Origin of the sequence: Blautia wexlerae DSM 19850, assembly GCF_025148125.1 — a bacterium.
In the GTDB taxonomy this organism is placed as follows: domain Bacteria; phylum Bacillota; class Clostridia; order Lachnospirales; family Lachnospiraceae; genus Blautia_A; species Blautia_A wexlerae.
The window spans coordinates 422,118-434,461 of record NZ_CP102267.1; the positions used below are offsets into that span (position 1 = coordinate 422,118).

Annotated in this window: 13 protein-coding genes; 11 read left to right on the forward strand and 2 right to left on the reverse strand. The window is 43.7% G+C overall.

Going from position 1 to position 12,344, the window contains the following annotated elements:
* Window positions 1-27 precede the first annotated feature (27 nt).
* Genes NQ550_RS01940 through NQ550_RS01965 form a run of 6 tightly spaced genes read left to right on the forward strand, consistent with a single transcriptional unit; the run spans window position 28 to window position 6,027 of the window.
* On the forward strand, window positions 28-2,322 hold the full coding sequence (locus tag NQ550_RS01940; protein WP_008708072.1) for a pyridine nucleotide-disulfide oxidoreductase/dicluster-binding protein: 2,295 nt from the start codon (window positions 28-30) through the stop codon (window positions 2,320-2,322).
* Entirely contained in the window at window positions 2,322-2,543 is a 222-nt protein-coding gene (locus tag NQ550_RS01945; protein WP_005427475.1) for a DVU_1557 family redox protein, read from the forward strand. Before NQ550_RS01940 ends, NQ550_RS01945 begins: the two co-directional genes overlap by 1 nt.
* Window positions 2,544-3,077, forward strand: a complete 534-nt coding sequence (locus NQ550_RS01950) for a class I SAM-dependent methyltransferase (RefSeq protein WP_008708076.1) — start codon at window positions 2,544-2,546, stop codon at window positions 3,075-3,077.
* Window positions 3,078-3,080: 3 nt separating this feature from the next.
* Window positions 3,081-3,512 (forward strand): DVU_1555 family C-GCAxxG-C-C protein, encoded by a 432-nt coding sequence (locus NQ550_RS01955; RefSeq protein WP_008708077.1) that lies wholly within the window; start codon window positions 3,081-3,083, stop codon window positions 3,510-3,512.
* Window positions 3,509-4,834: a radical SAM (seleno)protein TrsS gene (gene trsS / locus NQ550_RS01960; RefSeq protein ID WP_020437246.1), complete on the forward strand. Its 1,326-nt coding sequence runs from the start codon at window positions 3,509-3,511 to the stop codon at window positions 4,832-4,834. The genes NQ550_RS01955 and trsS overlap by 4 nt, the downstream gene beginning before the upstream one ends.
* Window positions 4,831-6,027 (forward strand): DVU_1553 family AMP-dependent CoA ligase, encoded by a 1,197-nt coding sequence (locus NQ550_RS01965; protein WP_008708079.1) that lies wholly within the window; start codon window positions 4,831-4,833, stop codon window positions 6,025-6,027. The genes trsS and NQ550_RS01965 overlap by 4 nt, the downstream gene beginning before the upstream one ends.
* A 75-nt stretch (window positions 6,028-6,102) precedes the next feature.
* On the opposite strand, the gene NQ550_RS01970 is transcribed toward NQ550_RS01965, so the two are convergent.
* Complete coding sequence (locus tag NQ550_RS01970) at window positions 6,103-6,852, reverse strand: DUF5714 domain-containing protein (RefSeq protein ID WP_242832762.1); 750 nt, start codon at window positions 6,850-6,852, stop codon at window positions 6,103-6,105.
* The gene (locus tag NQ550_RS01975) at window positions 6,846-7,877 is read right to left on the reverse strand and encodes a 3-deoxy-7-phosphoheptulonate synthase (protein ID WP_025578949.1); all 1,032 of its coding nucleotides are present in this window, start codon (window positions 7,875-7,877) and stop codon (window positions 6,846-6,848) included. Before NQ550_RS01975 ends, NQ550_RS01970 begins: the two co-directional genes overlap by 7 nt.
* Window positions 7,878-8,168: 291 nt before the next feature.
* Between NQ550_RS01975 and NQ550_RS01980 the strand changes: the two genes are divergently transcribed.
* The 5 genes from NQ550_RS01980 to NQ550_RS02000 all read left to right on the forward strand — a co-directional run bounded on the left by NQ550_RS01980 (window position 8,169) and on the right by NQ550_RS02000 (window position 12,301).
* Window positions 8,169-8,405, forward strand: coding sequence for a hypothetical protein (locus tag NQ550_RS01980; protein WP_022380801.1), 237 nt, complete (start codon window positions 8,169-8,171; stop codon window positions 8,403-8,405).
* A gap of 76 nt (window positions 8,406-8,481) precedes the next feature.
* Entirely contained in the window at window positions 8,482-9,000 is a 519-nt protein-coding gene (locus NQ550_RS01985; RefSeq protein WP_025578946.1) for a GNAT family N-acetyltransferase, read from the forward strand.
* A 31-nt stretch (window positions 9,001-9,031) separates the two neighbouring features.
* The gene (locus NQ550_RS01990; protein WP_025578944.1) at window positions 9,032-9,730 is read left to right on the forward strand and encodes a metallophosphoesterase; all 699 of its coding nucleotides are present in this window, start codon (window positions 9,032-9,034) and stop codon (window positions 9,728-9,730) included.
* A gap of 96 nt (window positions 9,731-9,826) precedes the next feature.
* Window positions 9,827-10,912 (forward strand): leucine-rich repeat protein, encoded by a 1,086-nt coding sequence (locus NQ550_RS01995; RefSeq protein WP_025578942.1) that lies wholly within the window; start codon window positions 9,827-9,829, stop codon window positions 10,910-10,912.
* Between the two features lie 21 nt (window positions 10,913-10,933).
* A complete protein-coding gene (locus NQ550_RS02000; protein ID WP_025578941.1) occupies window positions 10,934-12,301 on the forward strand; it encodes a vWA domain-containing protein in 1,368 nt (455 codons plus the stop codon).
* Window positions 12,302-12,344: the final 43 nt, after the last annotated feature.

A 12,344-nucleotide genomic window follows, 5' to 3' on the forward strand; every position in this document is an offset into this window, starting at 1 on the left:
CTTTGGAAATGAAAGGAGTATCGGGTTATGACATATATACAGGAAAGAGGTTCCACTCATGTTTATCACGTAAATCGAATGTCAAAGGAAGAGATGGATCATATGATCAGCCTCTGTGTTCATGAACAGCCGGCGTACTGTGTTGCAGCCTGTCCTTTCAAAGCAGATACAAAAGAAATGCTGTTTTATGCTGCAAAAGGAAACTTTAAGAAAGCTCTGGCTATCTATGAAAAGATCACACCATTTCCCATGATCCTCTGTAACGGATGTACTGCACCATGTGAGGAAAAATGCAGACTCTGTGAGCTGGGTGATGGCATATCCATACGTGAAGTAGAGCGTGCCATTGTACGATATGGGGAACCTGGAAAACGGAGCAGTGTATTTCGTATCAGAAAGAAAAAAAAGGCTGTGATCTTTGGCTCAGGATTGTTCCCGCTGTTTCTTGCAGGGGAACTGGAAAAGAAGATGTATCCTGCAACCATTTACTGTCAGGAGAAAGATTATGAAGCCTATATTGCAGCAGCAGCTCCGGAGCTTTTGGAATCAGATCGCAAAAATGAGGTAAAACGTCTCAGTTCCATGGACCTTTCCTTTGAATTCGGATGCAGTCTTGACCTTCCGTTTATCAGAGCGAAAATGAAGGAGGCAGATGTGGTCTGTGCTTCAGAGGAGGTGGCCAAAAAGCTGGCTCCAGAGGAAACAGCAGACGCAGAGATCATGCTGAGAGAACAGGCGGGAATTGTCAGCGGTCCGGTCCGGTCTGTGATGGATGCAGCTTTTGCTGCAAAGAGAGCTGCCCTGACTGTAGACCTCCTTGTACAGAATCTTTCGCCCCACAGCAACAGAGGCAGTGAAGGAGCAGTTACCACCAGGCTCTATACAAATATGGACGGGATGAAAGGCTCCAAAAAGATTCCCTGCAGCACAGATGGATATTCAAAAGAAGAAGCTGTTGAGGAAGCAAAGCGATGCATTCAGTGTCACTGTGATGAGTGTATGAAAAGCTGTGTCTATTTAAGGGAATATAAAAAGCATCCGGGTCTTCTTGCACGTGAGATTTATAATAATACCCAGATCATTATGGGAGATCACCAGATGAATAAACCGATGAATTCCTGTTCACTCTGCGGACAGTGTACTGTAACCTGTCCAAATGGGTTTGATATGAGCCAGGTCTGCAAATCTGCAAGAGAAAACATGGTATCTACAGACAAAATGCCTCTGGCACCTCATGAATTTGCACTGATGGATATGCTGTTCTCCAATTCGGAGGCTTTCTTATGCAGACCTCAGCCGGGATATGAAACCTGCAGATATGTATTTTTCCCAGGATGTCAGGCAGGAGCTATAGCGCCGGATGTTGTCACAGAGGCATATGAGGATCTGTGCAGGAGGACAGAGGGCGGTGTTGCTCTGATGCTGGGATGCTGTGGTGCTATCAGTGAATGGGCAGGACGCTATGAAATGACAGAAAAGGTAAATGAACAGCTGAAGCAGGAGCTTGCAAAACTGGGAGATCCTATGATTATAGCAGGCTGTCCAAGCTGTATGAAACAGTTAAAAGAGAGTCTTGGCGCCAAAGTCACAGGAATCTGGGAGATCTTAAAGGAAATCGGACTTCCCGGACAGGCAAAAGGACTGGAGATACCTGTTGCAATACATGATGCCTGCGGTGCCAGGGGAGATACACAGACACAGGATACAATAAGAGAGCTTCTTGCAGATATGGGGTGCACTGTTGTAAATACAGAATATTCCAGAGATCTGTCTCCCTGCTGCGGATACGGCGGACTGACTGCCTACGCTAATAAAGAGATGGCAGATAAAATGACAGAAAAGTGTCTGGAACGATCCGATTCCCCATATATAACGTACTGCATGGCATGCAGGGACCGATTTGTCAGGGAAGGCAGGGAATCCAGACATATCCTGGAACTTCTGTATGGTATAAATGCCGCCAATATGCCGGATATCAGTGAGAAACGCTACAACCGGCTTGAGCTAAAAGAGAAGCTTTTAAAAAATATATGGAATGAGGAACTGATGATGGAGAAAAAAGATTATACCGTTGCATATACAGAAGATGCCATCAGTATGATGGATGAACGTATGATCCTGAAAAGCGATGTGGAGCGTGTATTATCAGATTACAGAGAAAATCAGGAAGCGATCTTTGATGAAGAGACAAAAGAACTGGTGACAAGGAGCAGACTTGGAAATGTTACATTCTGGGTGAGATTTGTGGAAACAGAAGAAGGGTATCTGGTACGCAGAGCATACAGTCATAGAATGAATATTATGAAAAGGGTGGGACAGTAATGGCAGTAGAGAGAACATATTATACCATTGATCCTGAGGGAAAGCTGACCTGCATGAAATGCAAGGTTCCTCTTGTAAAGGGAAAAGCAAAATTTATGTATCTGGAGAACGGTTTTCCTGTTGAGATGCCGGTCTGTCCCAAATGTGGCTTTGTCTATGTTCCGGAAGAGCTGGCTCTTGGAAAGGTTTTGGCAGTGGAACGTGCACTGGAGGATAAATAGATGAACAGACACCCCGGAGGGGAAGAGCAGACAATTCATCTTCTGAAAAGCATAGAATTGAAAAAAGGAATGAAAGCTCTGGATCTGGGAGCAGGAGAGGGAGAGACCGTGCGGATCATGAAAGCATTTGGTCTGAATGTGCAGGGTGTGGATCTTGCTCCGCGAAGCAGTGAGGTGCAGCAGGGAGATTTTCTGACCCTTCAGTATGCAGCAGACAGTATGGATCTCTGTATCAGCCAGTGTGCATTTTTTGTCAGCAGAGATCAGAAAAAGGCAGTCTCTGAATGCTGGCGTGTACTGAAAAAGGGAGGATTTCTTTTGCTGTCAGATCTGGATCCGGGCAATCTTCTGGAAATTGTGAAAGAAACAGGGTTTACGATTCTCTGTCAGGAGGATCAGACTGCTCTCTGGAGAGAATATTATCTGGAAGCAATCTGGAATGATTCATTCTGCTGCGAGGATCATAAGCTTCTGCAGAAAGAATACAAAGGCAGAAAAATAGGCTATACCATGGTGGTTGGCAGAAAGGAGTAATGTATGGATCTTTACGAAAGAATAATGGAATTAGGTAGCATGGGATATCATTGTTCACAGATCATTATGATCATGACTCTGGAAACCATAGGAGAGGAAAATCCACAGCTTGTAAAGGCAATGGGAGGCCTTGGCGGAGGAATCGGTTACTGTGGAGATACCTGCGGATGTCTGACAGGAAGTGCCTGTGCCATCGGATATTTTCTCGGAAATCTGGCTCCTGAGGAGAAGGAAGATGCACAGATGAAACCGGCTGTACAGGAATTATATCAGTGGTTCCGCCAGAAGACAGAGGAAGAATTCGGAGCTTTTTACTGTAAGGATATCACTCATCTGGACTGGGGTGTGATCATGGAGAAATGTCCTGGACTTATTGCAGATACTTATACAAAAGTTATGGAAATTCTGACAGAGCGGGAGGTACTGAAGCTTTGATCACCATCGGCAAAACAAAGAGTGTCTGTCCGGAATGTATGAAGGTAGTTCCTGCCATAAAAGGTATCGGTGAAGACGGGATCTATCTGGTAAAGGAATGCAATGCTCATGGAAAATTTCAGACCCTGATCTGGGAAGGAAATGCAGCAGATTATCTTTCCTGGGGAAGAGAAAATCTCTCAGCAGAAACGCCTGTAAATCCGAAGGTTAAAGAAAAATCCTGTCCGGATAATTGCGGACTCTGTGAGGAACATGAAAGAAAAGGCTGCTGTATGATCCTGGAAGTTACAAAACGCTGTAATATGCATTGTCCTGTCTGCTTTGCTTCAGCAGGAGAAGACAGGGAAAAGGGAGATATTCCCATCTGTGAAATAGAAAAACAGTATGATTTTCTGATGGCTCACGGAGGTCCCTTTAATATACAGCTTTCAGGAGGAGAACCAACCATGAGGGACGATCTGCCTGAAATCATACATATGGGAAGAGAAAAAGGATTTACATTTTTTCAGTTAAATACCAATGGGATCCGGCTTGCCAGGGAGGAGGGGTATGCCGGAAAGCTGAAAAAAGCAGGACTGAATACAGTATTTCTTCAGTTTGACGGTGTGACAGATCAGGTTTATGAGACTTTACGTGGACAGGCTATGATGGAACTGAAGAAAAAGGCGGTCTTAAACTGCTCAGAAGCAGAGCTTGGTATTGCTCTTGTGCCGGTCATTGCGCCGGGAGTAAATGATATGCAGGTAGGGGATATCCTGAAATTTGGTCTGGATCATATGCCCTTTGTTCGTGGCGTACATTTTCAGCCTATCAGTTATTTTGGCAGATGTTCCCAGAAGCGCCCCCAAAATCCCATCACCATACCAAAGATGCTGAGGCTTATTGAAGAACAGACAGAGGGACTGATGAAAATTGAGGATTTTGCAGGCGGCGGCGCAGAGAATCCCTACTGCTCCTTTCATGCAAGTTATCTGAGAAAAGGAGAGCAGGAACTGAAGCTTCTTGAAAAAAAATCAGGAAAAGGATGCTGCTGTACTACCAGTGATGATTCCAGGCAGTATGTGGAAAATCAGTGGAGCTACAGTACAAAAACCTATGATGAGGGAGAAATGACACAGACAGATGCGCTAGATGAGTTTCTGATCCGGATACATAATGAAACCTTTGCAGTATCAGGTATGATCTTTCAGGATGCCTGGAATCTGGATCTTGACCGTCTGAAACGCTGTTATATCTGTGAAGTGGATCCTGATCACGGAATGGTACCGTTCTGTGCATATAATCTGACTAATCTGAAAGGAACATATTTATACAGAAAGTGAAACGATCCAATATAGATGCAATGATCTGTAGGCAGGAAAAAATTACAGATATTACAAGGGAAACAATAAACAAAATACAGCTGGATAAACTGAATGCTGTTCTGAAAAGAGAAAAAGAAAGGCAGGGATTTTATAGAGATCTGCCGGAAAGGCTGGAAAGCCTTGATGATCTGAAAACCCTTCCCTTTACAACGGAATCCGACCTTGCTCAGAAAGGGGGCAGGATGTTACTGTGCTCTCAGGGAGAAATACAGAGGATCATTTCAGAACAGACAAGCGGAACAACAGGTGCAGGTAAACGTGTATTTTATACAGAAGGAGATTGTGAACATACCATAGAACTTTTTATGGCCGGACTTGGTGAGTTTATTTATCCGGGAAGCAGGACTATGGTTGCCATGCCGTTTTCAGGTCCTTCTGGACTGGGAGAACTGATCGCAGACGCAATCAGACGTATAGGAGCACATCCCCTTTTAACCGGGAACAATAAAACCTATGGTGAGTTAAAAACAATTCTGGAAGAGGAGCGGCCGGATACTTATGTAGGTATGCCGACAGCACTGCTTTCCATGCTCAGAATGTGTGGAAAAGGCAGTATAAAGAGAGCACTGATATCAGGGGATGCCTGTCCGGAAACAGTAATGAAAGCAATAGAAAAAATTTTGGGAACACCACTCTGGCCTCATTATGGTTCCAGAGAGATGGGACTTGGGGGTGCGATTTGCTGTCAGGCTCATGAGGGCATGCACATGAGGGAGAATCATTGTATCACAGAGATCATAGATAAAGAGGGAAATGTTCTGCCTGACGGTCAATGGGGAGAACTGGTGATCACAACCATTGGGATGGAGGCACAGCCTCTGATCAGATACAGGACCGGCGATCATACACGTATCATCCCCGGAAAATGTATCTGCGGAAGTGAGGTAAGGCGTCTGGATTTTGTAAGGCGCATCGACCAGTCCAAAAGTATGAGAGAAATGGATGAATTACTGTTTCAGTTTCCGAAACTGGTAGATTACTGTGTAAGGAGTGTTGGAGGGAAAAAAGAAATCACAGCACTTTTTATATCAGATAACGGAGAAGAACTGATCAGAAATGTCTGCACAGAGAAGAATATTATTTCTTTGGACTGCAGAAAAGCAGAATGGAGCGATAGGGCATTGTATCCTGCGAAACGTATTATTTTATAGAGAAACTATTAGAAAACAGAACGAAACCCATTGACTATCAGTCGGATTTCGTTCTGTTTTTTATTTTATGAATAGTTATTTGTTCACAGGATAATACGGACAGTCCTCTCTGATACATTCTTTATTATCTTCAAAATATTTACATAGTACAGAAGACAGCGGAATCTTTACAGAGCTGAACTGCCTGTAAAACCTGATCGCTTCTTCAATAGCAATTCTGCTGGTGCGTTTACAGCAGCGCGGACCACCAACATCAGCCAGTTTGGATAAAATAACAGAGACAAGCTTCTGAGGAAAGGGCCATGCATCCTTATGGAGGGGACCGGATCCGGTCATAACAGACATAAAGATTCCGGCACCTGCTGCTGCACCACACACTCCCCAGTAACCGCAGGTACCACCGGGAACCTGCCTCGCTCTTTTACAGATTTCAGATAATGCGGTATCGTAATTCATACGCTCTCCATTATTGCGAAGTGCAGTCAGAAGAACACTGGGAACAATGGCATGATGTTCAGGTCCATGCATGTGGACAGAAGGAAGGTCCATGATCTCTTCCAGAAGCAGCAGGGGATCCTTCTCTGTGCTGCTTCTGAGGGCTATGATCACCGGTATATAAGTACCATAGCTGTGACAGGCATCACAGACAAAATGGCCATTTTCACAGACAGCATTTGTCAGCTGCTCTTTGTGGCAGATGCTGCAGGTTTTCACAGAACTTTCGACGCTATATGTGACCGGTGCTCCACAGATCAGGCAGCCTGAAAAATGTTCTGTCTCTCCACAACAGCAGGAATTATTTGTATTATCCATAAAAATCAGCATTTCTCAGCAATATCATAGATAAGCCGTTCTGTATCTTCCCATCCGAGGCAAGGATCTGTGATGGAACAGCCAGGAGTCATATGATCACTGATATCCTGGCGGCCTTCGAGAAGGTAACTTTCGATCATAACACCTTTAACCAGCTTTCTGAGGTCTGGATTATAGTTGCGGCTGTGAAGTACTTCTGAAACAATACGGATCTGTTCCTTGTATTGTTTGTTGGAGTTTGAGTGGTTGGCATCTATGATGATGGCAGGGTTCTTAAGATCTTTTTTTGCATACAGAGCAGACAGACTCATCAGATCTTCATAGTGGTAGTTAGGAATAGTCTGTCCGTACTGGTTTACACCACCTCTGAGAATAGTGTGTGCCAGATCATTTCCTGAAGTTTCCACATCATTTCCTCTGTAGATGAAGTGGTGTGGATGCTGTGCAGCAGTGACGGAATTCAGCATAACAGAGAGATCACCGCTGGTAGGATTCTTCATACCGACAGGAATATCCATGCCACTGGCAGTGAGACGATGCTGCTGGTTCTCCACAGAACGTGCACCTACAGCTTCATAGGAGAGAATATCATCCAGATAGCTGCGGTTTTCAGGATAAAGCATCTCATCTGCAGAAGAGAGTCCTGTCTCCTGCATAACTCTCATGTGCATCTTGCGGATAGCAATAATTCCGGCAAGAAGGTCAGGAGCCTTATCAGGATCTGGCTGATGAAGCATTCCTTTGTAACCGTCACCTGTGGTACGGGGCTTATTTGTATAGACTCGCGGGATGATCATCAGTTTGTCAGAGACTTTATCTGCCACTGTTTTCAGTTTGCGTACATATTCGCAGACTGTATCTTCGTTATCAGCGGAACAAGGTCCTACAAGGACGATAAATTTATCTGATTCACCGGTGAAGATACGGCGTATTTCTTCATCGCGCTGTTTTTTTACTTCTTTGAGTTCCTGGCTGAGAGGGTACTGAGATTTCAGAACCTCCGGTAAAGGGAGCTCGTGATTGATTTTCATAGACATGATCTGTTTCCTCCATATAAGTACATGCAGGTCTTTGATAATGCCGGAACTCAGGAATACTTTATACCTGACCGGACTGCCTGCACATTTTCCTTTATAAGTATAACATGGTGTTATCTAAAATTCCAGTACTTTAACACTTTAAACTGACATATTTTGAGAGGATGTAATCAGACCGTTTTTTATGCCTGTTTCTTAGCTTCACAAAAATGCTTTCAGATGTTACAATCAAATAAAAGATATGAGGAAAGAAATATCAAAAGAATACCAAAGAAAGTCGGGGTGAAGATTATGGAGATTAAGAGTATTTTGATAAAGGACACAACCAGAGAAGAAAGAAAACAGATTGTGGAGGAATCTTTTGGGAATATTTCTGCAAGCTGTGATGGCTGTATGGCGGGACTGGCAGAGATGTATCAGGAATATATTGATGGTACGAAGGAAATCCGCGACATTAACATGGAGTTTAATGCACACTACGTACGGGAAGATCTGGATGAGAAATCAAAGAGAAGCTGCCCGATGTAGATAAAACAACTATATGGGAAACTTGCAGATTTTGAATATGCAGGAAACAACAAGATAACAGGAGAAGGATATAAAAATGAGTACAAACAATATGGATAGATTTGAATTCAGATGTATCAGACCGGAGGAGACACAGCAGGCGATAGAGATCGAGCAGATCTGTTTCCCGCCAAATGAGGCATGTTCCCCGAAAAGTCTGACAGAGAGAATAAAAGCAACAGCAGAAACATTTCTGGTAGCTGAGGATAAGGAAACCGGAAAGCTGGCTGCATTTCTTAATGGAGTTCCTACAGATGAGGAGGCTTTCAGAGATGAATTCTTCACAGATATTTCCCTGAGTAATCCTGAAGGCAAAAATATCATGCTTCTGGGTCTGGATGTCCGTCCGGAATATCGTATGCAGGGACTGGGACGTGAACTGGTATCCCGATACTGCCAGAAGGAAGCGCAAAAAGGACGAAAGAAACTTTTCCTCACCTGTCTGGATGAAAAAGTGAAGATGTATGAGAAATTTGGCTTTACAGATCTGGGCCAGGCAAATTCCACCTGGGGCGGAGAAGCCTGGCATGCTATGAGCATCAAGATTGAAAAATAATTAACAATCAGAACAGACAGGAGAGTGTACAATGAGCCTATACGCAATCGGTGATTTTCATCTTTCGTTTACAGTCAATAAACCTATGGATGTATTTGATAAAAGATGGAAGAATCATGTAGTTAAGATTGAGAAATACTGGAAGAAGAGAGTGACAGAGAATGATACAGTAGTGATTACCGGAGATCATTCCTGGGGGAGAGATCTTGCAGAGTGTCAGGCGGATCTGGATTTTATTATGGCTCTGCCGGGCAGGAAGATTCTGCTTCGGGGAAATCACGATATGTTCTGGGATGCAAAGAAGACAGAAGATCTGAATGAGATGTTCTGGGGAAAGCTGGAATTTTTGCAGAATAATTTTTATACATATGAGGATTATGCGCTGGTGGGAACCAAGGGCTACTGTTATGAAGGAAAAGACAGCTATGAGCATTTCTTGAAGATCCGGGAGCGGGAGCTGGGGCGGCTGCGCTGCTCTTTTGAAGGGGCGAAGGCTGCAGGATATGAGAAGTTTATCATGTTTCTTCATTATCCGCCTACAAGTATTGGAGAGATGGAGAGTCCGTTTACCCTGATGGCACAGGAATTTGGCGCCGAGAAGGTAATCTATTCTCACTGTCATGGAGAGAAGCGATATGATGACAGCTTTAAAGGCTATGTGGATGGAATAGAGTACAAGCTGGTGTCAGGAGACTATCTGAATTTTAAACCGGAGTTGGTTTTACGCTAATTATATTGTCTGGAAAAAATCCCTGGGAAGTATTATACTTTTCAGGGATGATTTTATGTGCTTTGAGAGAAAATATCTTCGGGGAGAAATGAGAAAATGAAGATTTACTACAGAGAGAAATCTGGCGGGATTGAAATTCTGCGGTGTTTTGGAATAGAAAGCAGAGTTGAGATTCCGGGAATGATAGATGACAAATTGGTAATTAGTGCGGCACCGTATGCATTCTCCAGTCATATGGATGAGAAAGAAGAACTGAAAAATGCCAGCCTGTGGGAAGTGTCAGAGGGTCTTGGGTTTGGCAGAGAAGAGCATGTTCTGGCAGGAAATGACGTGGAGGAGATTGTTTTTCCTTACACTTTAAAAGAGATTGGACGATATATTTTTTATGGCTGCGGGAATCTGAAAAAGCTGGAGTTTTCTGACAGCCTGATGCAGATAGGCTGTGGTGCATTTACAGGCTGCCATGCATTGGAGAAGCTGACTGTTCATATGAGACAGGGAAAGAAGTCAGGCGTTAAGGAAATGCTGGGCGAGATGTGGCAGAGGATAGATGTAAACTTTCTTTATGAGTATGAAGAAGCCAGACTTGTATTTCCGGAGCATTATGATGAGGCGGTTGAGAACACTCCGGCGCGTATTTTGTATACGGAATATCATGGATCAGGCAGTAATTACAGGCAGTGTTTTTATGATAAGGAGCTGAATTATCAGGAATATGACAGGCTTTTTGAAATGGCGGTAGCCATGGATAAGCTGGAAGTTCTGGTTGATATGTCATTTGGCAGACTGGAGTTTCCTTATGAACTGACCGGGAAAGCCAGGGAGAATTACAGGGAATATATCCGTAAGAATCTGGGAGATATTGCAGAATATCTGGTAAAGCAGGAGGATATGCACAGATTGGAAGTGATATCCTCGCAAAAACTCTGGACACTGGAAGGAATTGATTCTGCGTTAGATTGTGCATCTAAGAGAAAAGAAACGGAAGTATCCGCATTTTTGATGAATGAAAGAGCAAATCTGGTGGATAATACGGCAGGAAGTGAACGTATAGATGTGGATAAGCTGCAAAATAGTCAGGAAGCTGACAGGACAGAGCAGGGGAAAAATGAACAATCACAAACTACAGAAAAATCTTTGAATAGAAGAACTATACTAAGAAAAAAGAGGTTTGAACTGTGATAGATATAGAGGAAAATAATGATGCAGCCAGAGGATAAAATACAGGAAATAGCAGAAAGAGCAGAGCGTTTGCAGGAAATCGGCAGCAGTATTCTCAGGGCTGCGCGGGATGAATTATATCTGGGAATGCGGTTTTTGGATGTGGCGCTGAGCAGTTTTTCTTATCAGATGGATGGTCAGGTCCATGGATTTGGAACGGATGGAAGAGTGATGTATTTCCAGCCGCAGATGCTGGGAGGCTTATATAGAGAGAACAGGATTCTGGTGAACAGAGGGTATCTGCATATGGTATTCCACTGTATTTTCCGGCATTTTGCATGGAGCGGTACAGAAAGTAAGAAGAGGGCAGACGATGGAATCACAATCCAGGAACGTATGCGTGATCTGAGTTGTGACATTGCAGTGGAGCATATGATAGATGGGATGAGCTATCGGAGTATCCGTTTCTCACGCAGTCTTCTGCGAAGGGAAACCTACCGTCTCCTTGAAAAAGAGGGAAAAACCCTCAACGCACAGAGAGTATATAAAATATTGTCAGAATGGAATCTGAACGAAAAGGATCTTACAAATCTGGAACAGGAATTTCGCACAGATGACCACAGATACTGGGAAAGTAAGAAACCGGATCAGAAACCGAATCCCATGCTCAGCCGCAAATGGGGGGAGATCAATGATGGAATCGAGACGGACCTGGAAACCTTTTCACAGGAGGCAGGTGAGCGGGACGGAGATTTCCTGGAGCAGATAAAAACAGAGAACAGAAGTCGGTACGATTACAGAGAATTCCTGCGGAAATTTGCAGTTTTTCATGAAGAACTGGCAGTGGATGATGACAGTTTTGATTACAATTTCTATACTTACGGTCTGCGTCTTTATGGAAATATGCCGTTGATCGAACCATTGGAATCCAAAGAAGTTAAGAAGATAGAGGAGTTCGTGATCGTCATTGATACCTCCATGTCCTGTTCAGGAGAACTGGTGAGAAAGTTTCTGGAGGAAATCTATGGTGTACTTAGTGAGAGTGAGAGCTTTTTTACAAAAATCAATGTGCACATCATTCAGTGTGATGAGAAAGTCCACACAGATAAAAAGATTACCTCCCGGAAAGAAATGAAAGACTATATGGAACATCTGGAACTGTATGGAGATGGCGGAACAGATTTCAGGCCTGCATTTGAATGGGTGGACAAACTGCTGGAACAGCATGAATTTCATAACCTGAAAGGGCTGATCTATTTTACGGATGGATTCGGGATTTACCCGAAGAAAATGCCACCATATAAGACTGCATTTGTGTTTATGCAGGATAATTACAGAGATGTGGATGTGCCGGTATGGGCTATGAAACTGATCCTGGATGAGGATGATTTTGAGAAGCCAGACAGGTAATGAAGAGAGAAAATTATAATTGCGGGAGCTGCAAATCGCGGAG

Excerpts from the sequence above, each read along its gene's own strand:
- NQ550_RS01940 (WP_008708072.1), top strand. The coding sequence starts at position 28 with ATGACATATATACAGGAAAGAGGTTCCACTCATGTTTATCACGTAAAT.
- NQ550_RS01945 (WP_005427475.1), top strand. The coding sequence starts at position 2,322 with ATGGCAGTAGAGAGAACATATTATACCATTGATCCTGAGGGAAAGCTG.
- NQ550_RS01950 (WP_008708076.1), top strand. The coding sequence starts at position 2,544 with ATGAACAGACACCCCGGAGGGGAAGAGCAGACAATTCATCTTCTGAAA.
- NQ550_RS01955 (WP_008708077.1), top strand. The coding sequence starts at position 3,081 with ATGGATCTTTACGAAAGAATAATGGAATTAGGTAGCATGGGATATCAT.
- NQ550_RS01970 (WP_242832762.1), bottom strand. The coding sequence starts at position 6,852 with ATGCTGATTTTTATGGATAATACAAATAATTCCTGCTGTTGTGGAGAG.
- NQ550_RS01975 (WP_025578949.1), bottom strand. The coding sequence starts at position 7,877 with ATGTCTATGAAAATCAATCACGAGCTCCCTTTACCGGAGGTTCTGAAA.
- NQ550_RS01980 (WP_022380801.1), top strand. The coding sequence starts at position 8,169 with ATGGAGATTAAGAGTATTTTGATAAAGGACACAACCAGAGAAGAAAGA.
- NQ550_RS01985 (WP_025578946.1), top strand. The coding sequence starts at position 8,482 with ATGAGTACAAACAATATGGATAGATTTGAATTCAGATGTATCAGACCG.
- NQ550_RS01990 (WP_025578944.1), top strand. The coding sequence starts at position 9,032 with ATGAGCCTATACGCAATCGGTGATTTTCATCTTTCGTTTACAGTCAAT.
- NQ550_RS01995 (WP_025578942.1), top strand. The coding sequence starts at position 9,827 with ATGAAGATTTACTACAGAGAGAAATCTGGCGGGATTGAAATTCTGCGG.
- NQ550_RS02000 (WP_025578941.1), top strand. The coding sequence starts at position 10,934 with ATGCAGCCAGAGGATAAAATACAGGAAATAGCAGAAAGAGCAGAGCGT.